The organism is Shewanella sp. SW32 (assembly GCF_025653365.1).
GTDB classification, from domain to species: domain Bacteria; phylum Pseudomonadota; class Gammaproteobacteria; order Enterobacterales; family Shewanellaceae; genus Shewanella; species Shewanella oncorhynchi.
The window spans coordinates 15,242-37,400 of the sequence record NZ_JAKKSJ010000045.1; the positions used below are offsets into that span (position 1 = coordinate 15,242).

Annotated in this window: 18 protein-coding genes; 6 read left to right on the forward strand and 12 right to left on the reverse strand. The window is 46.1% G+C overall.

Annotation, left to right across the window (positions count from 1 at the left end):
• The first annotated feature begins 4 nt into the window (after positions 1-4).
• Complete coding sequence (locus tag L5M28_RS20595) at positions 5-1,615, forward strand: hypothetical protein (protein ID WP_168822546.1); 1,611 nt, start codon at positions 5-7, stop codon at positions 1,613-1,615.
• 38 nt (positions 1,616-1,653) lie between these two features.
• Positions 1,654-2,466: a hypothetical protein gene (locus L5M28_RS20600; RefSeq protein ID WP_263204295.1), complete on the forward strand. Its 813-nt coding sequence runs from the start codon at positions 1,654-1,656 to the stop codon at positions 2,464-2,466.
• Positions 2,467-2,610: 144 nt separating this feature from the next.
• On the opposite strand, the gene putA is transcribed toward L5M28_RS20600, so the two are convergent.
• The 4 genes from putA to L5M28_RS20620 form a co-directional block, all read right to left on the reverse strand.
• Positions 2,611-5,805: a bifunctional proline dehydrogenase/L-glutamate gamma-semialdehyde dehydrogenase PutA gene (gene putA, locus L5M28_RS20605; protein ID WP_263204296.1), complete on the reverse strand. Its 3,195-nt coding sequence runs from the start codon at positions 5,803-5,805 to the stop codon at positions 2,611-2,613.
• 257 nt (positions 5,806-6,062) lie between these two features.
• The gene (locus L5M28_RS20610; RefSeq protein ID WP_105251551.1) at positions 6,063-6,614 is read right to left on the reverse strand and encodes a TIGR04211 family SH3 domain-containing protein; all 552 of its coding nucleotides are present in this window, start codon (positions 6,612-6,614) and stop codon (positions 6,063-6,065) included.
• Between the two features lie 224 nt (positions 6,615-6,838).
• The gene (locus L5M28_RS20615; RefSeq protein WP_113939029.1) at positions 6,839-8,128 is read right to left on the reverse strand and encodes an inorganic phosphate transporter; all 1,290 of its coding nucleotides are present in this window, start codon (positions 8,126-8,128) and stop codon (positions 6,839-6,841) included.
• A 26-nt stretch (positions 8,129-8,154) separates the two neighbouring features.
• Complete coding sequence (locus tag L5M28_RS20620) at positions 8,155-8,835, reverse strand: TIGR00153 family protein (protein WP_105251552.1); 681 nt, start codon at positions 8,833-8,835, stop codon at positions 8,155-8,157.
• A gap of 231 nt (positions 8,836-9,066) precedes the next feature.
• On the opposite strand from L5M28_RS20620, the gene L5M28_RS20625 reads away from it, so the two are divergent.
• Positions 9,067-10,563 carry an inorganic triphosphatase gene (locus L5M28_RS20625; protein WP_263204297.1) on the forward strand — a complete coding sequence of 499 codons (1,497 nt, stop codon included), beginning with the start codon at positions 9,067-9,069 and terminating at the stop codon, positions 10,561-10,563.
• Between the two features lie 83 nt (positions 10,564-10,646).
• On the opposite strand, the gene L5M28_RS20630 is transcribed toward L5M28_RS20625, so the two are convergent.
• From L5M28_RS20630 to L5M28_RS20665, 8 genes are all read right to left on the reverse strand, one after another.
• Positions 10,647-11,471, reverse strand: coding sequence for an ion transporter (locus tag L5M28_RS20630; protein WP_105253058.1), 825 nt, complete (start codon positions 11,469-11,471; stop codon positions 10,647-10,649).
• 155 nt (positions 11,472-11,626) lie between these two features.
• Entirely contained in the window at positions 11,627-11,956 is a 330-nt protein-coding gene (locus tag L5M28_RS20635; protein WP_028761837.1) for a hypothetical protein, read from the reverse strand.
• A gap of 101 nt (positions 11,957-12,057) precedes the next feature.
• Positions 12,058-12,711, reverse strand: coding sequence for a hypothetical protein (locus L5M28_RS20640; RefSeq protein ID WP_028761836.1), 654 nt, complete (start codon positions 12,709-12,711; stop codon positions 12,058-12,060).
• 164 nt (positions 12,712-12,875) lie between these two features.
• Positions 12,876-13,565 (reverse strand): PspA/IM30 family protein, encoded by a 690-nt coding sequence (locus L5M28_RS20645; protein WP_028761835.1) that lies wholly within the window; start codon positions 13,563-13,565, stop codon positions 12,876-12,878.
• 11 nt (positions 13,566-13,576) lie between these two features.
• A complete protein-coding gene (locus L5M28_RS20650; protein WP_105251554.1) occupies positions 13,577-13,990 on the reverse strand; it encodes a YjfI family protein in 414 nt (137 codons plus the stop codon).
• A gap of 78 nt (positions 13,991-14,068) precedes the next feature.
• Entirely contained in the window at positions 14,069-15,793 is a 1,725-nt protein-coding gene (locus L5M28_RS20655) for a polyamine aminopropyltransferase (RefSeq protein WP_198571858.1), read from the reverse strand.
• A 4-nt stretch (positions 15,794-15,797) separates the two neighbouring features.
• A complete protein-coding gene (locus tag L5M28_RS20660) occupies positions 15,798-16,697 on the reverse strand; it encodes a DUF350 domain-containing protein (RefSeq protein ID WP_113939026.1) in 900 nt (299 codons plus the stop codon).
• Between the two features lie 13 nt (positions 16,698-16,710).
• Positions 16,711-17,682 carry a hypothetical protein gene (locus L5M28_RS20665; protein WP_105251557.1) on the reverse strand — a complete coding sequence of 324 codons (972 nt, stop codon included), beginning with the start codon at positions 17,680-17,682 and terminating at the stop codon, positions 16,711-16,713.
• A gap of 238 nt (positions 17,683-17,920) precedes the next feature.
• Between L5M28_RS20665 and glnE the strand changes: the two genes are divergently transcribed.
• From glnE to L5M28_RS20680, 3 genes are all read left to right on the forward strand, one after another.
• A complete protein-coding gene (glnE, locus tag L5M28_RS20670; RefSeq protein ID WP_263196140.1) occupies positions 17,921-20,776 on the forward strand; it encodes a bifunctional [glutamate--ammonia ligase]-adenylyl-L-tyrosine phosphorylase/[glutamate--ammonia-ligase] adenylyltransferase in 2,856 nt (951 codons plus the stop codon).
• 104 nt (positions 20,777-20,880) lie between these two features.
• Positions 20,881-21,852 carry a sensor domain-containing diguanylate cyclase gene (locus L5M28_RS20675; RefSeq protein ID WP_263204298.1) on the forward strand — a complete coding sequence of 324 codons (972 nt, stop codon included), beginning with the start codon at positions 20,881-20,883 and terminating at the stop codon, positions 21,850-21,852.
• Positions 21,853-22,032: 180 nt separating this feature from the next.
• On the forward strand, positions 22,033-22,159 hold a 127-nt coding region (locus L5M28_RS20680), incomplete at its 3' end, for a transposase (RefSeq protein ID WP_263196057.1).

Genomic DNA, 22,159 nt, shown 5'->3' on the forward strand with positions numbered 1-22,159 from the left:
GTAAATGGATTTTGTGTCTATGTTATTTAATGAGTATCGCACGTTAGTGTCGCTGTTACTTTCGTTGATGGTATTAGTGGTCATTATTACGGTTTGGTGGGATAAGGTCAGTTTCTGGTGGCTTAATACATGGTATGCCTTTCCGGTAATCGGTAAGGAGAGTCGCTTAGCGAAAGATTATGAAACCCAAGTTAAGATTTACGATAAGGATTGGTTGAATACTGAAGTCGCACTATGTACTGATTTTGCGGCTCATTATGAGAAAGTGAATAAGGACGAGGAGCTTTTCAGTAAAAGCCAAGACTATTTAGGTAAAGTGACTGAAAATGGTCGTAACAACTTACATATTTTGGGGTGGATATTGATTGCCGCCTTAGTGTTTGTTGAAGCAATGGGATTTAGTTACGTTCTTTCAGGTTTCACGATTCCCGGAGCATCGGAAAAACTACAGCAGCAAGGTGCTGTGGGTATCGCCTTCATCATCTCGGTTTTACTGGTAGGTTTAACTCACTTTACTGGACATGAGCTGCATGCTAACTCGCTCATTAAAAAGGCCAAGGTCTGGTGGAAAAATGCTAAAAACCGCGACAAATCGACGCCAGAACTGGCACCTAATACTCGTATTAATTTAGATAAAACCTTTGAGGATGATAATGAGCCTCAATATAAGCAACTCATTAATCGGATCTCTACTAACGCAGAGGTTAAGCCCCGTTATTTTATCACCACGGTTACAGCTATTGCGATCCTAGTGATTGCAGTATTGGCAACCTATGTGCGTGGTCAAGTGCTTGAAAAAATGCATATTGATGAAGTCAATATTCAGCAAACGAGTGGATTGTATCAAGAACAAGACCCCTATGCTGAAGCACCTCCAGCACTCTTACTCGATGAGTCTAAAAGTGCAGGTGATAAAGCAAAGGATGACGTGTGGGATCGTGAACAGAAAGGCGGTTGGGGAACTTTTATTTTTCTTGCTTTCTTATTCATCCTATTACAGATTTTCGGTATTTTGATTGGTTTTAAAACCGGATTTGCTGGCAAACATTCTAAAGATGCGCGCAAAGAAATTGGCAACTTTAAAAGTGAGCGTGAGTTTAAGACGCATTATTCTCGTTTAAAGCAGCAAGTCGCGCGCGTGGCCCAGAAGCGCCTAACTAACTTGCAGCAAAGAATGAATCAAAAAGCTGAAACTAATTGCCAAGATCCTAAGGTGCTAGAGGTGTTAGAGGCCTGTGGTGAGCGTTCATTCCTGATGTATATGGAAGATTTAGGTAATGCCGAAAATCGATATGATCAATCGGTACGTTTACGTGAGCATCAAACATTAGCCAGCCATCAGGCGATGAAAAGTGCCGCTGTGGTGGCAACGTCTCATGTTGTTGAGGTAGAAACTTCCGAAGCACCAGAGGCGATGGAAGCAAGATTGAAAGCCGAGTTTGTTGCTGAAGCGAATGCTAAAAAGGCTGTAGAGGCCGAAACGCCAGAACAAGCTGAACAACGTATTCGACAAGAGCTGCTTGCTGAAATAACTCAGCAAAAAAAGGTTGTTGAAACGGAAGAACAGATGCGCGATCGTTTACGCAAAGAGATACTTGGAGAGTTAAGTTCATGACAGGAATGACAAAGCTTGCTAAGTTGGTGGTTACTGGCTTGTTTGGCACTTTAGCTATTTCTATGTGTTTGCCTGCGATGGCCGCTGAGAGAAATGATATTAAAAGTTGCTACGAGTTTGCCAAAATTGATCCACTAACGGCAAAGACAGTTTCTGGCCGACATTTATTTGTGGCGATTGATGGTACTTTTTCTCCGGACATAAATATTAAACAGTTAGTTCATGAGAAAGTGCATCTCTTCCTACAAGCTGGAGATAAAATCACTATCATTAGCTTTAGTGCTTATGTAAAAGATTTTTATACCGATGTTTTGTTTAGTGGCAGGCTGGATACTGATATTGCTGACAGGGATGACGTATCGAAGAAAAATCTAATGGCTTTTGATAATTGCATGAACAAGCAAGCTCAGTTCGTTAGAAGTAAAATTGATGCCCATATAAAACATGCTTTTAAACCTAATGATGTGGATTTGCCTAAAACTGAAATCCTCAGTAATTTATCTCAGGTTATTGCGCCGCAAGTGGCTGCCGATAGCGAAGGACGCCGAGTATTGTTACTTGTGTCCGATATGGTTGAAAATTCAGATGTGACCAGCTTTTACAGTAAAAATACCTTAAAAGTTATCGAACCTGAGCAAGAAATGCTAAAAATACAAAAAGCGAACATGCTGAGTGATTTTAAGCAGGCAGATATTTACGTATTAGGTGCGGGTTGGGTTCCTGCTACATCAAAAGGATTTAGAGGCGGTCAAGTAATGTTGCCGTTGAAACAGTTTTGGCAACAGTATTTTGAGTCCTCCCATGCTGAACTTAAAGGTTTTGGCCAACCCGTATTAATGACGGATATGTAATGACTGAGATTTTGATTAAATTGTTACGTCATAGATAAGTACCGTTTTAGACTCTAATAAAAAAGCCAGACTCAGTCTGGCTTTTTTATTGTTATCGCGATGGCTAAAGATGCATAGCGATATTCTAAAGCAAGTTCAGTGTGCTTATTCTTCGCTATCACCCAGTGACAGTAACGTGGCGTTACCACCTATGGCGGTGATGTTGTTGGTGCGAGTCTTTTCAGTCACAAAACGCGTTAAGTAGTGTGGGCCACCGGCTTTAGGACCTGTGCCTGACAGGCCTTGACCACCGAAAGGCTGTACACCCACTACAGCGCCGATTTGGTTGCGGTTAATGTACACGTTACCTACGTTCACTTTATCCGCGACTTCAAGGGCATGGCCTTCGTTACGGCTGTGGATACCTAAGGTTAAACCAAAGCCTGTGCTGTTGATCTCATCGATCACTTTGCCAAGATCCGCTGCTTTATAACGGATCACGTGCAGGATTGGGCCAAAGTGTTCTTTTTCGAGCACTTTGATTGAGTCAATTTCCACTGCAGTTAGCGACACGAAGTGACCGTTCTCAGTGCCAGCAGGCAGCGGCATTTGCTTGATAAGCTTACCGACTTGCTTGATATGATCGATGTGCGCATCTAAGTTGGCTTTGGCGGTCGCATCGATAACTGGGCCTACGTCGGTTTTTACTGAGCTTGGGTTGCCAATCACTAACTCATCCATCGCGCCTTGCAGGACTTCGATCACGCGATCTGCGATGTCTTCCTGTAGGAAGAGTACACGCAGCGCCGAGCAGCGTTGGCCCGCGCTGGTGAATGATGATGAAACCACATCGTTAACCACTTGCTCGGGTTGAGAGGTTGAGTCCACTACCATGGCATTCTGACCGCCCGTTTCGGCGATTAATGGAATAATCGCGCCTTCGCGGTTGGCGAGTGTGCGGTTAATCAGTTTTGCAGTGCCAGTTGAACCGGTAAAACACACGCCACCGATACGTTCATCGGCCGTAATTGCGCTACCGACAGTTGCACCAGTACCTGGTAAGAATTGCAGCACCTCGACAGGAATACCCGCTTGATGAGCGAGTTGCACCGCACGGTAACCAATAATCGAGGTTTGCTCCGCGGGTTTTGCGATGACTGTATTACCCGCCGCTAATGCCGCAGACACTTGACCGAGGAAGATGGCCAATGGGAAGTTCCATGGGCTGATACACACGAATACGCCGCGGCCTTGAAGGAACAGTTCGTTCAGTTCACCCGTTGGGCCTGGAAGCAGTTCAGGTTTTGCCATCATCTTCTTGGCTTGTACTGCGTAGTAACGACAGAAATCAACAGCTTCACGTACTTCGTCGATACCGTCTTGAATGCTCTTGCCCGCTTCACGGGTGCATAGGGCGATCAATTCTTCGCGGTTTTCTTCTAATAAATCGGCCAATTTTTGCAGTGCAGAGGCACGGGTTTCCACTGGTGTGCGTGCCCAAGAGGCAAATGCTGCTTCAGCAGACGCGACGGCGGCTTCGATTGCAGCTTTGTCGGCGAAGGCGACTTGACCTACGGTTTGGGTAGTGTCGTATGGGCTAACAATCGTTTTATGTTCGCCAGTTAAGGTTTTACCGTTAACCAGAGGGCCCGCTTGCCATTGGGTATTTTTAAACTGTTCTAGTGCCGCGAAAAATGGCTCAGATTCGGAAATGATGTTCATATTGAGTCCCTTGGAATTTTTGCGCTCGCTACCGAAAATATCGGCAGGTAAAACGATTCTGTTGTTAGCCAGGGTTTTGTAACCCGTCAGTGTTGTTAGCGGATGTACCACTAATGACTCGATGGGGGTTTTAGGATCCACCAGTTTGTGGACGAACGAAGTATTCGCGCCGTTTTCCAGCAGACGACGGACTAAATAGGGCAGTAGATCTTTATGCGCACCGATAGGCGCATAAATACGTACCGCTTTAGCACCGGCTTCAGCCAAAATCGTGTCGTACAGCTCTTGTCCCATGCCGTGTAAGCGTTGGAACTCATGGTTACGATCGCCCGCCATATCGGAAATTGCCGCAACGGTTTGCGCATTGTGGCTAGCAAATTGTGGGTAGATAGCACCGCGAGTCGCATCCGATAACAAGTAACGGGCGCAGGCGAGGTAAGAAACGTCAGTACCGGCTTTGCGAGTGTAGAGTGGATAAGCGGCTTCGCCAGCTTGTTGCGCCCACTTAAGTTCGCTATCCCAATAGGCGCCTTTAACTAAGCGAACTGGGATTTCATCCCCTTGATCTTTCGCTAGACGCGTTAACCAAACCAGTACGGGCAGGGCACGCTTAGAGTAGGCTTGTACTACTATGCCGAGTAATCCCCAGCCTTTAGTTGCTTCAGAATTAAACAGTTTTTGGAACAGTTTTAGTGATAACTCGAGGCGATCGACTTCTTCAGCATCGATAGAGATACCGATATTTAAGCCACGTGCCAGCTTAATCAGGCGAATCACTGTGTCGTACAGTTCAGTCAAGACGCGGTCTTCATTGGCCACTTCGTAACGTGGGTGCAATGCCGATAGCTTGATGGAGATTGTTGGGCGCGGTGATTCATTTTCGTTATAGCTTTGAGCACCGAGCTCAGTTATCGCATTGGCGTAATCGGTATAGTATTTCTCGGCATCTTTGCGAGTTAACGCCGCTTCGCCCAGCATGTCGTATGAATGGGTATAACCTAACTTACGTTTGTCTTCGCTGTTTTTTAGGGCTTCTTTCATGTTGCGGCCCAGTACGAACTGCTTACCCATGATCTTCATCGCTGCCATCATGGCTTGACGGATAACGGGCTCACCGAGGCGATTCACTAAGCGGCTCAGCAAGTTGCTTGGGGTACCATCGAGTTTTTTATCGAGTTTAACGATTTTACCTGTGAGCATTAAGCCCCAGGTCGATGCGTTAACCAGTACTGAGTCACTCTTGCTCATGTGCTCATCCCACTTAGCGCCTGAAAGCTTATCTTCAATCAGCGCATCGGCAGTGGCCGCATCGGGAATTCGTAGTAAAGCTTCGGCTAAACACATCAGGATAATGCCTTCCTGTGTTTCTAAGCTGTACTGTTGCAGGAAGGCATCTATGCCGACCATCAAACCTTTTTTATCGAATTGACGAACCTTATTGACCAGTTCGTGGGCACGACGAGTGACGCGCTCTATGGCTTCATCACTTGAGGGAACTAGTTTGATCAGCTCTGACAAGTATTGTTCTTCATCGACAATGTAGTTGTCGCTGACTGCTTTGAACAGTTCGTCGAGATTGGCAGAATCGTAGCGGCCTGCCAGCACTTCACTCGCTTTGAACATAGTTATCGCTTCCATCTTGGCCGTTATTGGGGCGCTATTGTTGAAACAAATTGGGAGGCGCCAAACGCATTTGATATTTTGTATACAATATGAAGGTTTGCGCGCGCAGATTATACAACCAAAATGTGACGGACAACACTATAGCGTGAAAGATTGTGAAGCTTGTTTGATTAGCTTGTTAATAAGTCGATGTAACGCTTGATTGACAAAAAAGCCAGTGTTTGAAAACACTGGCTTTTGGAAGGTAAATTAAGACTTTTTGTGTGTCAGACTCACATCCAACGTTTTTTATTGCGACGTTGTGGTCTAGGTAAATACACTAAAATAATGCCTAGGATTAAGCCCATGCCTGCGATTAATCCACCTTGGCGCCAAAGTTCAAAACGTTCGTCTTGAGCTGTGCGATCTACCGCATTTTTCAGTTGATCACGTTCTTGAGTCGTTTTAGCTAGGTTGGTTTCTAACTCGCTTAGTTTAGCCTTTAATTCGAGCAGTTCGCCAGCATGATTATCCGTTGAACTTGATACTTCAGCTAATTTAGCTTTGGCCTGTGCGAGTTCAGTTGTTAACGCAGGGACTTGCTCACGGAAACTTTGAGTCGAACTGATCAAGTTGGTTTGTACCCAACCTTCACGGCCTTTATGGTCGATTATTTTGGAGTAATCACCTTGAGTTTCGTTGAGCAGTGTCACAGGTTGACCCGCTTCAATTGATCCAACAATTCGAAACTCAGTACCAGGGCCACCTAAAAGATAAAGAAACACGTTATCCGAGATGTAGCGGGATTGGCCTTCGGCCAGCAGGTTGGAAGACAGCAAGATCATTCCTACCAGAGTCAGGAGTCTAAACACTTTTGTATTCTCATCAACGAAATAGTCTGCACATGCTAGGGATTTGAGGCCTGTAATGCAAGAGGGAAGTCATAGACTTCCCTCAACTTTACGGCATCCATGCTATGACCATTCCAATTTAATTCAATCTTTCCTACGACCTTCTAGTCCTAGGCGCTAATACTGCTTAATGTCAGCAACACATTTAGCGAGACTTCTTAATTAAAAATACCTTTAATCATATAGAAGAAGATGATTGATAGGCCAGCACCTGCTGGTAAGGTCACAACCCAAGATACGACGATATTACGTACCACACCAATGTTAATCGCTGCGATACCACGGGCCATACCTACACCTAATACCGCACCCACTAAGGTTTGTGTGGTAGAAATAGGTAAACCAGTGCTAGAAGCAATAACTACAGTTGTTGCCGCGGCTAATTCTGCCGCAAAACCACGACTTGGCGTCAAGTGAGTGATGTTTTTTCCGATAGTTTGCATAACGCGCTGACCAAAAATCGCCAGACCCATCACAATACCTACGGCACCCAAAGGTAAAATCCACCAGACTAGAGGTGATTTCGCTGCAATCTCACCACCGCTATTGACGACAGAAACAACCGCCGCTAATGGACCAATCGCATTTGCTACATCGTTTGAACCATGGGCAAAAGCCATACAACAAGCAGTCAAAACCATCAGAATCGCAAACACTTTTTCAACGTTTTTGAACTGGGTTTGACGATCTGCTTTATCACTCATTTGTAAGCGTGAAATGGCTATTTTACCTAAGATACCAACTACAGCTGCAATAGCACCTGCGAGTAGGTAAGACTCGGTAACTGAGAAATGCAGACCAACATGGGATAAGCCTTTCATAATCGTCATTAATGACATGATGAAACCAGCAAATGCCATATAGAAAGGTACGAAACGCTTAGCATTACTCAATGGATCGTCAGTGTTGAAAATGAGTTTTTGAGTGCTTTGGAAGAGGATGAATGCCATAAAGCCCGAAATAGCGGGGGTTACGATCCAAGAGCCTACAATCCCGCCCACTTTATCCCATGAGACTGAATCTGCACCAACACCCACGGCGGCGAAACCAATAATGGCACCGACGATAGAGTGAGTCGTTGATACTGGCCAGCCAAGGGCCGATGCGACGACAAGCCAAATACCTGCTGCCAACAATGATCCTATCATGCCGTAAACCAGCAATTCAGGAGTCGCAGTGAAATAGCTAGAATCAATAATACCGCTACGAATTGTATTGGTAACTTCGCCCCCAGCTAAAAATGCGCCGGAAAACTCAAAGATCATTGCGATAATAATCGCTTGTTTAATTGTAATTGCGTTTGAACCTACAGAGGTTCCCATCGCATTGGCGACGTCATTCGCCCCAATACCCCATGCCATGAGAAAACCAAATGCAGCCGCAATGGCAATAAGCCACGGGCCATTGGTGACTAAGACGTTAGCCACCTCAATACCTGCATCAACCATATTGATACCTTGATAACCTTAATTTGTTAAACGCGAGCCAGCATAAGCTCAAGACGCGAACCGACGCGTTCGGCAAGATCTGCAAGACCACCGACCCATTCAATCGTTTTGTAGAGGAACATCACATCGACAGGATTCAATTCAGATTCCATAGCGAATAACTGACGGCGTAACTGAATTTGTAGATCGTCAGTATCTTCTTCGATGATATCGAGTTCGTTGATCATTTTTGCCACTAAGTCGACTTCACGACCACGGAAACCTGTTTCTAACAGATCTTCGAGTTCATTAATGACTTGTTTTGCTAGTGCTACCGCATCGATACAGCGTTGTAGATAAGCAATAAATGGGACTTGCATGACCTGAGGGATTAACAGCTGACGGCCGATAACACGACCGGAAATATCTTTGGCTTTGTTGGCTATCTTGTCTTGTTGAGTTAAAAGTTCCAATAAATCTGTACGTTCTACTGGCATAAATAAACCGCTTGGCAGAGTAAGGCGGATTTCACGTTTTAGTGAATCTGCTTGCTTCTCGGCTAAACTAATTTGCTTACGTAATTGAACTGCACTGTCCCAGTTGCCTGTGATAGTGGCTTCGAAAAAGGGGACGAGTAACGATGCGCAATCGTGTACTTTGTCCATGTGCTCTTGAAGAGGCTTAATTGGCGATTTTGCAAACACGCCCAAAATAGAGTTTACTGGCATTGCCGTTTACCTATTTAGATTGTTCCATTATTGGAAAAAGCGGGCGCATGTTAACCTATGCGTCCGCGTATTGAAACTGTGTTTTTTCAGAAAAAACGACAGGTTTATTCTAACGGGTTATATACCAACTGCAAAACCAAATCCTACGGGATTTTTATGACACATTTGTGACATTATGAACTAAAGATGACGCATCGATGAATATTTGATGACAAAGTGAGCGGTTACGCAATGAATGCTGAGATTGAATTAAAACTGTTTTTCCTGCCGATATATCAAGAATCCCTGATAAATAAGTTAGATAGTCTCGATAATGCCGTACCTCAAGGTCAACGTCGTTTGGCGAATGGTTACTTCGACACCCCTGACTTGCAATTACGTCAGTGGGACATGGGATTGCGGGTGCGCGGTTACGATGCGCACCGAGAGCAGACCATAAAAACCGCAGGACAAGTCGTGGGCGGCATTCATTCGCGGCCCGAATACAATGTGACTATCCAATCCGATAGCCCAGATTTAAGTCTATTTCCTACCAGCATTTGGCCCACTGATGCCGATTTAGCGGCAACTCAAGCTCAGTTAACTTGTATATTTCACACCGATTTTTATCGTCGCGCTTGGCATGTTCAGATTGATAACAGCGTGGTCGAAGTGGCGTTAGACATAGGTGAAATCACCGCAAATGGCCAGCAAGAAGCCCTGTGTGAGCTCGAGTTTGAACTCCTCAGTGGCGATACTGAGGCGCTACTTAAGCTGGCGATGCAAGTGGCGAGCGTTGTGCCCGTGCGTTTAGGTAAGGCCAGTAAAGCGCAGCGGGGCTATCGATTGGCGGGTAAGGCTAAGCCGCTCGATTTAAAAGCATTGGAATTTCTGCCACTGGCCGAGTCACACGATTCTTCTTTACTGGATTTAAGTGCAAACTGCCAAATCCTGCTTGAAACCGCCCTTGAGCGCTGGCAATTATTAGAGAGCATGATCGCAGAGGAAAGTGACCCTGAAGCCTGTGTGGCACTATGGTGGCGGATGCGCGCCTGTATTCGTTTGCTGCGAATGACCTTAAATCAGTTCGAATTATTGAATGTGACACTGTCTAGCCAATTTATGCTGATTGAAAAGCAGCTCGATTTTATTGAGCGGGCACAGGCGTTGACCGCCTTGCTTGGTAGCCAAAGAGGCTTATTTGCTAAGCTTGGCCAACATGCCCAAGTTAAAGCGCGACTTCTGGCGCAACTGACAGAGATTAATCTGACGGGACGCTTACTCTCCCTATGGCAACAGACTGAATATGGTCAACTACAGCTGGCTATTGTTGAATTGTTACTAAAGATCAGTGCTGGTGAAGTGGACATCACCCATCAGCCTAGCTTACGCCAGCATGCCGATCGTGCTCAGCAAGCTTCTTGGATGGCGATAATTGAGGTCATGCCACTCAATAGCGTCATGACAGCGGCAAATTATCTACAAGTGGCCACAGTGTTGGATGCGAGCATTCTTGTGGGTCATGCCTACGGCAGTTTATATGAGGCGAAATCACGGGACGCATTTCGTGCACCTTGGCAAGATCTCGCGCTTGGGATTAAAACTTTGGCTTGTTATCGCGCCTTACAGGATGCGAGTCGGGAGTTAGATATCAATTTAGCTGAGTGGCTGGAAGACAAGCAGCAGAGTTTGTTGTTTGCTATGGAATCGACACGCCGTAACGCGATGCAACAGCAGGTCTACTGGTAATATTACTTTTTATCGCTGATAAACGGAAAAGGCTCAATCTAAAATAGATTGAGCCTTTTCATTAGTCCGTTTTCGCAACAAAGTCAGCTATTTTTTGTTTCGATAGCCTGCTTAAGCTCCGCAATTTGAGCCAGCATTTGCGCTTGATTTTGTTCTATTTTTTGTTGGTTTTCTTCCATTCTTGCTAAGGCTAGCTCAAGTTCTGATTTGATTTCGGCTTTATGTGCATCTTGGCGTTCTTGACGTTCAGATTCATCTGGTGCGACAAATACTGACGCCATATAGCCTGAAATCACACCAAAAAAACTCACACCGCTGACAATGACCACGCCACCTATGATGTGGCCTGCTGTGCTTACAGGATAATAATCGCCGTAGCCGACGGTAGAGATAGTGACTAATGCCCACCAAATCGCTTGCTCAGCGGTCTGGATATTGGCGCCTTCGGTGCCGCTTTCGACAATGAGCATAATGACGGAAGCTAATGTCAGAATCGTCACCATAGCAACCAGTAGACTGGCTAAGGTGGCTTGTTTACGTTGTTTTACCAGTGGGAGCAGCAGTGAGCGACTCATGCGGATCAGGCGTATTACCCGTAGGATTTGAAAAAGCCGTGCCATACGTAGGGCTTCAATCGCCGGAATACTGGCAATAAAATCAATCCAATGGTGTTTAATGAAAAAGCGTTTATCGCGAGCACGGATCAACCCAACAAAGAAGTTGATCATAAAAATCATGCAAATACTGGTATCGACAAAGAAGAGCAAGCGGTAGGTTTCGCTATCTAGGCGGCCGAAGGTCATGACAAGTACTATGATCACCGACAGTAAGGACAATAGCATCATCGCCATTTCGAATGGAGAAGGAGTGCCAAGGGTGCGAAGCGACCATGGGGTTTTATCTGTCATGCCAAACATGATCCCTGTTAAGTGCGGCGAATATCACTACTAAAGTAAAAGACTTTAGGCTGTGAGTAAATTGACTGAGTTAATAAAAGGGCTATATATCGATTAATCGCGCCAGCCAATGGTAAGAAGGGTTGGCGCTTGAGATCAGCGTTGCTTTAGGTTTCATCAACAAAGTGGACTAAATCGTCGAGTACACGACGTTTAATTTCTAGCTGTGAATCGGCACTTAAACCATATTTCTCTGCCAGTTGCACATAGTCATCTGCATTGAGTGACACGGTAAGACGCGGACGCGTTGGCCGTTTCGATACGCTAAGACCTAAAATAGTGCGAATTTGATCAGAAGGGCTAACGCCTGCATCTAACGCGGCTTTACGAATAGAGTATTGAAATTTTTCATCGAGATCGAAGGCAACCTGTGTCGCCTTAGCGGCTTGTTGGTTCTTTAACCATTGCTCGGGCAGAGGGTGTTTGGTTTTACTCATGGCGTATTACCTATTGCTATCAACCGTTTCTAGCGCTTATCTGTGAGATTGTATTGGGATTATTGATAAAGTGCGAGCACGCACTTTATCTTATTTTCGTGTTATTTCGCCGGCCAGTATTCCCGAATATCCGTTAGCGGGCGATATAGGGTCAAGACGACATCGGTATCACCCCCTTCGTAAACTTCCACTTCGACGGCGCAGCTTTCATTGTCATCAAGTAATAAATAGTACTCAAAGGGCTCACCTGTGGCGCCATTGGCATCCTGTGGCGGCTTTTGGCCACGATAATCCTGACGATGGAAATAGCCAAAAGCGGCAAAAGTCACTTGGTGGTATTGTTTTCCAAGCCATTGTTCAAGTTGTTCAGCTAAGTCGGCCGGTAATACTTGCGTAGTTAACTCGGCATGACCCGGTTCCTCGAACAGGGCGCTGAATTGCTCGAGATCGAATAATTGCTCCACTTGGGCGCGGGAAACCTTAATCGAAAAGGCGAGATAGGTTTCGTCGTCTTCTTCAATGCTCAAAAAGAGAGTATCGCTACCATGTCCCTTGAGTAACCATTCGGAGTGTTGTTTACGTTCAGACTCGTAAGTATGTACGGCTTCGACTCTTAATTGTTGACCACGGAGTTGTGGTGGCAGGGCAAAACTATCATCGATTGAGATCATGTCGCCGACATTGAGCTGGGACGGGTGATTGAGCTCGCGCTGTGGCGGGGCTTTCTTACCAAAAATACTATTGAAAAATCCCATAGTGACTCCTGCTGACTATGCTCGCGTGCGGCCTCATATTGATTGGCTGCGGATATTCACGGGCAATAGTGGTCATTTTTATTTAATGAGGATGAAACAAAAAAATGCCGAGGTCAGTAGGGGGTGATGATCCCACTGAGACTCGGCATTCGGTCAATCATTGCTTAGCTTTTACGTGCTTTGATTCGATCTAGCACTGCATTTGCGTTTGACTTTTGCTCACCAATACCCGCTTCGGCTAGTTTGGCTTGCAACGACTTATCACTGTTTTCATCGGCTAAGGTTTCAGCCGCTTTTAAACGGTCGTCAAATTGTTGCTGACGTGCTTTGATACGTTCTAGTGAATCTTTAGCGTTCAGCAGCTTAGAGTTGCTAGACGCGAACGAGTCAGTAATGGTTGCCGTCGCTTTTTGTACGCTTTCAGTGGTTTTAACCATGCTCAACTGACGTTGATAATCAGACAGTTGGCGTTCGGTTTTCTTCACTAAGTCTTTCAAGCGTGCAGCATGGGCGCTAAAGCTGTCGTTGGCGCTTTGTTGCTCAGACAACTCTTGGTCTAACTGAGCAATCTTTTCAGCAATTTCAATCGCCAAGGCTTCATTACCTTTGTCCAATGCTTGAGTCGCATAACCTTCGTGTTCTGCAATCGAACGTTTCAGACGGTCGATTTCACGGCTGGCTTGCATTTCTTTTGCCATGACATCGGTCAGTTCACGTTTAGCATTGGTTAAATGCTTTTCTGCATCACGGATTTCCTGTTCGAAAATACGGGTTGAGTTTGCGTCAACGATGCTTTGGCCAACTTCGGTGGCACCACCGCGAAACGCTGTTAAAATTTTATTCAGAATGCCCATTTTGTGGCTCCTTATTTCAGATAGTCGACCAATTCATCAATAACTTCTAAACAGTTATCAGATAAAACTGCTAATTCTTGCTCGATTTCGAGCATGCTAGATTGTAGTGATAGCGCACCGTAAACCACGTATTTGTCATCAATTTTTGCAAAAGCTGACAAGGGCATTGGAATGTTGAGCTCTAGCATGGTTTCAAACATTTCACTGCGACGTTCTTGATTTACTTCATTCTCGCCCCACAGGTAGCTGATGCAAAGTACTTGGTTGTCCGTTACCGATACAAATACCGGGATTTCTTCACGGCCGACCACATTCACTTGCAACACTTCGACTTCACCATCGATTGGATAACAATCAAATTGAAAGCCAGTTTGGCTGTTGTTGCCAAGACTGTTGAGGTGATTGGCAATGGTATGGATATTCATATTTGTCCTTATTGACATATTATGTCTGTATTCAAAGATAGCACCGAGACATAATATGTCAAGTACTATCTCATCCTATTAAAAAAGATCCAGTCCTTGATTCTCGGACCAATCTTGCAAATGGTAGTGATACAGCTGCAATGAACCCAATTCATTGGGTTTTATGTTGGCGGCATCTTGATAAAAATTGGCTGGAAACTCAAAGGCGCCATCCACTAAACCTAAAGTGAGCCAGTCATCTTTGATGGGCAACTCAGTTAACTTCGCTAATCTGTGTTGTGCATCGAGTCCGGCTAAGGTTGCAATACTCCAGCCCCATTCACCAAAACTGGGCACATTATGATGGTACTGCTTGACGTCAAATCCCGCCAATGCCAAGGTTTTTGCTACCGAAATAAAGGCCTTAGGGGCATGGTAAGGCGATGTTGACTGTACAGTCAGAGCGCCATCACTGCTCATAAGTTCCTTTAATTTACGGTAGAAATAGTCCGAATAGAGCTTATTAAGATCGGGATGGCTCGGATCGGGCAAGTCTACGATAATCGCATCGTATTTCACGCCTGTGGCAATCAGTTTATCGACACCATTAAATGCATCGTCGTTGATCACTGTGACACGGGGATCGTTCAGTGCGTTGCCATTGAGCGCCAACATAGCGCGACTGAGACTATCGGGCATATCTGTATCGGGCGATTTAAATAATTGCACTAGGCCCACATCGAGATCGAGCAGCGTGACTTGTTCAGGTTCCCAGCGGAGTACTTGTTTGAGACCGAGTCCATCACCGCCGCCAATGATTAGCACCTTGTTGTGACGGGCACTGGCCGCGAGCGTAGGATGAACGAGAAACGTATGGTAGATGTGCTCGTCTATGCTAGAAAATTGTAAGCGACCATTGATGTATAAAGCATAAACGGGCGGCAGACCGTTACCGCGCAACCGCTCGGTGAAGGTCAGCTGTTGGAAACGTGTCGCCTTGGCGTAAACCACTTTGTCTTTATAGAGCAAATTATTGAATTCTTGCTCCCAGCGTGGGCCGTGGATTGCTAATACGAGTAAGACACCAGTCACGATAAAATGCCCACTCAAAAGCAGTTTAGGGCGGCGGATTTTAGGCCAGAATCGCCAAATAAACACAAAACCTGCCAATAGATTGAAACTGGCGGTTAAGGCGGCGGCGAGTTGGATATCGATGGCGAGCATAAAGCCAACCCAAATGGCGGCACCTATGCCTGCGCCTATGTAATCAGCTCCGTAAATGGTGCCCGCGTTATGCAGTAAATGCTCGTCGGAAAGGGATTGGCGAACCCTAGCAATCAGCGGGATTTCCATACCAATCATCAGGCCCAATAACACACCCCACACATAGGGTAAGTATTCGCTGAGTTTTTGCAGCGAGCCTATCATGCCACCTTCGGGCAGTTGATCTGGCGGTAAACCTAAGGTGTTAGCAATGATCAATGGTAGTTGTTGACCAAAACCAATCACCGCTGCTGTGATTAAAATGGCGAGTGAGCCACAGAGTGCAACTGTGAGTTCTAAGATCACAAAACCGGTAAAGGCATCACGGATCTTACGCGCGGCGAAGGCACCTAGTCCCATGGAGACAATCATTAAGCCTATCATGGTGTAAATGGCGGCTTCTAATGCGCCTAAAATGCGGCCCGCATAGTGGGATAAAAGATATTCGTAGATCAGGCCGCAACCTGCTAATACGGCCATAATGCCCAATAAGAGAACATCGTCGAACCAACCTAGGCGGCTAGGTTTAGCCGCCGAGGGAGTTAAGCTAATTTCTTGCATTCGATTAAGCCATCAGTGCCGTGAGGATAAGTGCGATAGCGATACTGATCGCCATTTCTACTGCGGCGATACCGATATTGTGTTGTCTTTCCACTTCATCGGCTAAATCGATACGGGCCAATACCAGTTTCTTCACGACGAACAGCAGTAAGGAGAGCGCGATCAGCATAATGACTGAGAACACTAACCAACCGATCACGTTAGTCACATAAGCCGTTGGATTATAAATAATAAAGTGACTGGCGGCATTAAAGCTCAGTGCCATAGCAATCATGTAACCCGCATGGCGTAGCGCTAACGCTGTATGACCTTGGGCTAAGGCTTGCTGCATAGACGAGTCTTGGTTGCGGCTTGCGAAACGGTTTTCACGCCAGCGCGTGAGTAGCACTAACATCAACTGCGAAATCGCAAAGGCGCTGAAGATGGCAATGAAGGTATCGACCGTTAAATCTTCTGCCCACAGCAAGACGGAGCGAATGATAATGGCGGTAGCAATAGCAACGCTAGCATCGACGATAGCGACGGACACATTACCTTTGATGATTTGCTCGTTCTTATCAAACTCATTTAGCGCTATTTTATCGTGGAGAAAACGGCCGAGTTTAATCAGTACTAAACCGAATAAACCATAGCAGCTCATGCCAATCGCTTCGGTAAGATAAGAGTGTGCCGCAGCGCCTGTGATAGCGCCTGTAAGTACTATGCCTAGGGCGGCAACTGCGCCAGCGGTACTTATGCCAAAGGCAAAGTTATCCCGCTCTGCCAGCTCCTTACTGCTATTGACCTTTACACTCCAACCTTGCAAATAACGCATTAGCGTTAGCAAAATCACGGCTATGGTGAGATCGATAGCCAGAATGATGGCTAGCTCTGGTGTGATACCGAAATCCTGAAATAATGTCATTGGAAATCCTTAGTTACTTGCCCCGGCGCACACTGCGGGTCGTGCGATTACTGGAATTGCGGAAACTGCTGTCTTTAGCATAGTTAGATCGAAACTTACTGTTCGAACTCTTGCTCGCACTTGTCGTGCTGGCCTTAGGTGCGCTGGTACTTTCACGGGATAACGCCGTGCCACCAGTTCGCGGCTTAGCATAAGGGCTGTCAAAGCGCTTGCCTTGTGAGTCGAAACGTTTTTTCGTTTGTTCGAAAGTCTTATTTTGCGCATCCGCTTGTTTGGGTGAGGTATAGCGATAACGACCTACGTCATTGTAATAGCTATAACCACGGTTACCCGACCAACGATCGTAGGAAACTGGGCGATTGAAAACATTCGAAAACATCGAATACATGCCATACCAAGCCCAAAACGAAGTGCCGCTTGAGTCGGTTTGCCAGTTGCCGTAAGAGGGATTACCAACTAATTGACTGCCTGGACCAAAATCTTCACCGCCATTGGCTAATGTTGCAGCCTCACGGCTAATCGCATTTACGCGAGCCAGTTTGCCGTCGGACATATCGGCGACCACGTTGACGGGATCAGACAACATATCGTTAAACAGACTGGGATCTGCGGCTTGATAAAGATTTTCTGCTTCGGCCAGCTGTTGATCGAGATCAGCAAAGTTACTCGCCACTTTCGATTCATCTAAACGACGTTTTAGCGAGGTATACATGGGACCTTGGGTACCAGAATCCTTTGCTAATTCATCGAGTAAGGGTGCTAAATCGGGTTTCTGTTGCTTTAGCAGTGTCGTGTATTGTTTTAATAGATTAGCGTTACGCAACTGGCCGTCATCGATCATCGTCGTGAGCGTAGCGAGTCGTTGCTGTGTGAGTTGTTGATACTTCGCGATTTTATCCGGTCTGTCATCGCCACAACCCGTCAGCGATAGCGAAACGGCTAAAAAAAGTATCGATGTGAGAACACGGGTTAGCATTCCTGCCATGTTTTCTCCAAAAGGTAATGAAATAAAACTCAAATACTTGCAGGCAATAATAATCCGCTTGCCCAATATGCCTGCCGCGCAGGTTATAGTACCCTTAAATGCCACAGATAAAAGTGTAAACCTTTATTTGTGTGTTACATCAGGTAGCTGCAAGTCTCGTCGAACATAACATGATGTGGCGTCAATCTATATCATTTACGACATAATATGTCGATAGCTAAATTTGTTAGGGATTATTATGACCATGCAAAAAGACAGTAATAAGTCATTGTCTATTCTTATTAATCAAACCGCTGAACGCAATTGGCTGCGATTAGAGGAAGCATGGTCCGAAGGACTTGCGCAATTAACGCCTGCTCAGCAGCAAGAACTCAAAACGGTTTTGGGACTCAGTGATTATGTGGCGGCTCAACTATGCCGACATCCCGAGTGGATCGCTATGCTGTTTGCGGGCGAGTTAAGCCTGATTGATCGTAAAAACTTTGATGTTGATTTACATGAAGAACTGGCTAGCACGACCACCGAGGAGATGGCTAAAACCACCCTGCGACGGTTTCGTAACTATCAAATGGTGCGTTTAGCTTGGCGTGACTTTTTAGACTATGCCAGTTTAGAGGAATCCTTGCTTGATCTGTCGGCGCTCGCCGAAGCGTTAGTAATCTGCGCCCGCGATTGGCTCTATAAAGATATGTGCGCTCAATATGGCACGCCGATGGACAAAGAAGGGAATCCGCAACCGCTACTGATTTTAGGTATGGGTAAGTTAGGCGGCCGCGAGCTTAATTTCTCCTCCGATATCGATTTGATTTTCACGTTTCCTGAGCATGGCGAAACCGTCGGCGGTCGTCGCAGTTTAGACAATCAACAATTCTTTATCCGCATGGGGCAAAGGCTAGTGAACTTGCTCGATCAAGTCACAGTCGATGGTTTCGTGTTCCGCGTGGATATGCGTTTGCGCCCCTACGGTGAAAGTGGCCCCTTGGTGGTGAGTTTTAGTGGTCTTGAGGATTATTACCAAGAACAAGGGCGAGACTGGGAGCGTTATGCCATGGTCAAGGCGCGTGCGCTCGGGCCTTGGAACCATTTCTCCGATGAACTACACAGCCTCCTGAGACCCTTTGTGTATCGCCGTTATATCGACTTTTCGGCAATTGAATCCCTGCGGAAAATGAAGCAACTCATCGCGCAAGAAGTGCGGCGCCGTCATTTGACCGACAATATTAAACTCGGTGCAGGCGGTATTCGTGAGGTCGAGTTCGTGGTGCAAAGTTTTCAATTGATCCGTGGAGGCCGTGAGCCTGCGTTGCGTCAGCAGAGTTTATTCGGTGCTATCGATACGCTCTACAGCTTAGGGCAGTTTGAATATTTGGCGGTGGATGAGCTTAAACACAGTTATTTACTGCTGCGCCGGGTTGAGAATTTACTGCAAGCCATTGACGATAAACAAACCCAAACCTTACCGAATAATCCACTGGATTGGGCTCGATTGTGCCATGTACTCGATATGGCCAATGAGGTTGATTTACGCACTCATATTGAAGCGGCAATGAGCAAAATCCATCGTCATTTTAAAGCCACAGTGGGTGGCGAAGAAGGCGAAGAAAAAGCTGAACATTGGACGGCGCAGCTGTGGAATATGCAAGACCTTGATGATGGCATCGCGTTGTTGGCCGAACAGCAAATTGATGATGACAAGCTGTGCCCTATGCTCAGCAGCTGGCGCGAAACAGTGACTAAGCGTTCGATTGGTCCACGCGGGCGAGAAACCTTAGATAAATTAATGCCAAGATTATTGGAAGAATTGATTAATCAACAGAGTCCATCGTCAGCTTTTGAGCCCGTGTCTAAGGTGCTGGAGCAGATTTTAACTCGCACCACTTACCTTGAGCTTTTGTGTGAAAACCCAGGTGCGCGGCAGCAGTTGGTGAGTTTGTGTTGCGCCAGTCCTTGGATTGCCGCGCAGTTGGCTAAATTTCCCATGTTGCTCGATGAGCTTATCGATCCGTCGCAGCTCTATGACACGACCTCCATCGACGATTATCCGAGCGAGCTGCGTCAGTACATGATGCGCGTGCCCGAGGATGATATGGAGCAGCAGATGGAAGCGCTGCGACAATTTAAGCTTTCACAACAACTTAAAATCGCCGCAGCCGATGTCACGGGTGTTTTACCCGTGATGCAAGTGAGCGATCACTTAACTTTTTTAGCCGAAGCTATTATCGAACAAGTGGTGATGCAGGCGTGGCAACAGGTTTCAGTGCGCCATGGAGTGCCCGCTCACCTTGAGGGCAGTGACACAGGCTTTGCCGTTGTCGGTTATGGCAAGCTCGGCGGGATTGAATTGGGTTACGGCTCCGATCTCGATTTAGTTTTCTTGTGTGAAAATAAAACAGAAAACGGCCTGACCAATGGTGATCGCTCGATTGAAGTTGGTCATTTTTACCTCAAACTCGCCCAGCGCATTCTGCATTTATTCTCGACTCGCACGACTTCGGGGGAGTTGTATGAAGTGGATATGCGTCTGCGCCCATCAGGCGCCTCGGGTTTGATGGTCAGTGAGATTGAGCGTTTTGGCGAATACCAAGCTAATGAGGCGTGGACGTGGGAGCATCAAGCTTTAGTTCGCTCGCGTTTTGTTTTTGGTGACAATAGCTTAGCGGTTAAATTCAGTCATATTCGCGCTTCAGTATTGGAAAAGCCCCGTGATAAAGCTGAGCTGCAAAAAGCGGTACGTGAGATGCGTCAGAAGATGCGCGATCACTTGCTTAAAGTCAGTGATGGCATGTTTGATTTAAAGCAGAGTCCAGGCGGGATTGCCGATATTGAGTTTATTGCCCAGTACTTAGTGCTGGCTAATGCCCACGAGTATCCAGAGCTAACGATTTGGTCTGACAATGTGCGGATTTTTGGTGTGTTAGCTGAGCTTGAACTTTTGCCAATGATGAGTGCCCAGCATTTAACTCAGACCTATTGCTTACTACGGGATGAAAATCATCGACTGACTCTGCAACAAAAGGTGGGGCAGTTACCAGTGTCAGAGGTAGAAGACCATGCTGAGCGGGTGTTAAACATTTATCGTGCTGTGCTTGAATAGTGCAGTCTTTAAGGGGATTAAGGCTGATACGAATTTCAGCCTTAACACCGCAAGAATACACCATTTAGGCTAGAGTTTAATGAGAGCAGTTAGCTGAGAGTGCCATGCAATTACCTACAATTCCTGAAAACGAGCTGCAACGCTTGGCCACGTTACGGGCACTTAATGTGCTCGATACCGATGCCGAGGAACGTTTCGACCGTATTACTCGGCTTACGCGCAGAATTTTCTCCTTGCCCATCTGTGTTGTGACCTTAGTGGATGCCGAACGGCAATGGTTTAAATCTCGCCAAGGATTGGAGGTGACTGAAACACCTCGGGAAATTTCATTTTGTGGACATGCGATCAATCATGACGGCATTTTCATCGTGAACGACGCCCTCAAAGATCCCCGTTTTAGTGACAATCCTCTGGTGACTGAGCTGCCGCATATTCGCTTTTACGCCGGCTATCCCCTCACCATTCACGAGCAATATCGGGTGGGTACTTTGTGTTTAATCGGTACTGAACCGCGGGATTTTACGGCTGAAGACATTGAAACCTTAACGGATTTAGGACAAATGGTAGAGGCTGAATTACTCTCTATCGCGCAAAATACCTTAGATCCCTTGACAGCTATTTCGAATCGACGTGGTTTTGAATTACTGGCCCATCAGTCACTGGCGAGTTGTCGACGTACCGAATCTGAGGCGGCCTTAGTATTCTTCGATCTCGACTTTTTTAAGGAAGTGAATGACAGCTTTGGTCATCGCAAGGGCGATCAGGTGTTATATGATTTTGCCCATATCTTAATGACTGCTTTTAGGGAGTCGGATGTGATCGCAAGGCTTGGCGGCGATGAGTTTGTGGTGCTGCTAAGTTTTGTGCATAGCGATACAGTCAATCGGGTCATCGAGCGTTTTAAGCAGTTACTTGAGCAATATAATCAACAGCACCCTAAGCAACATAGATTGGCGACCAGCATAGGTATCGCCCATTGGACACCGGATTCAGATATGAGCTTAGAGGATCTGTTAGATTCCGCCGATAAAGCCATGTATCAGGATAAAGCCACACATCACAGTGATGCATCTTAAATTGTTTACGCTTATGCCAATGAAAAGGGAGACAATAATGTCTCCCTTTTCATTGGACTTTATTGTCATCCCAAAACCACCGCCTCTGGCGGTGGTGATTGTTCCTTGAGGCTATAGCCTGAATTACGCCCATGCTAAAAGAGACTTCTTATTCACCACAAGTAAGAGGAAACGAAAAGCATGGGCGATTATAGAAGTTCATCACATGTTTATTGGCGTTGCAAATATCATATTGTTTGGACTCCGAAGTACCGTTTTAAAATATTAAAAGGAAACCTTGGTAAGGAGTTATACAGGTCAATTTATA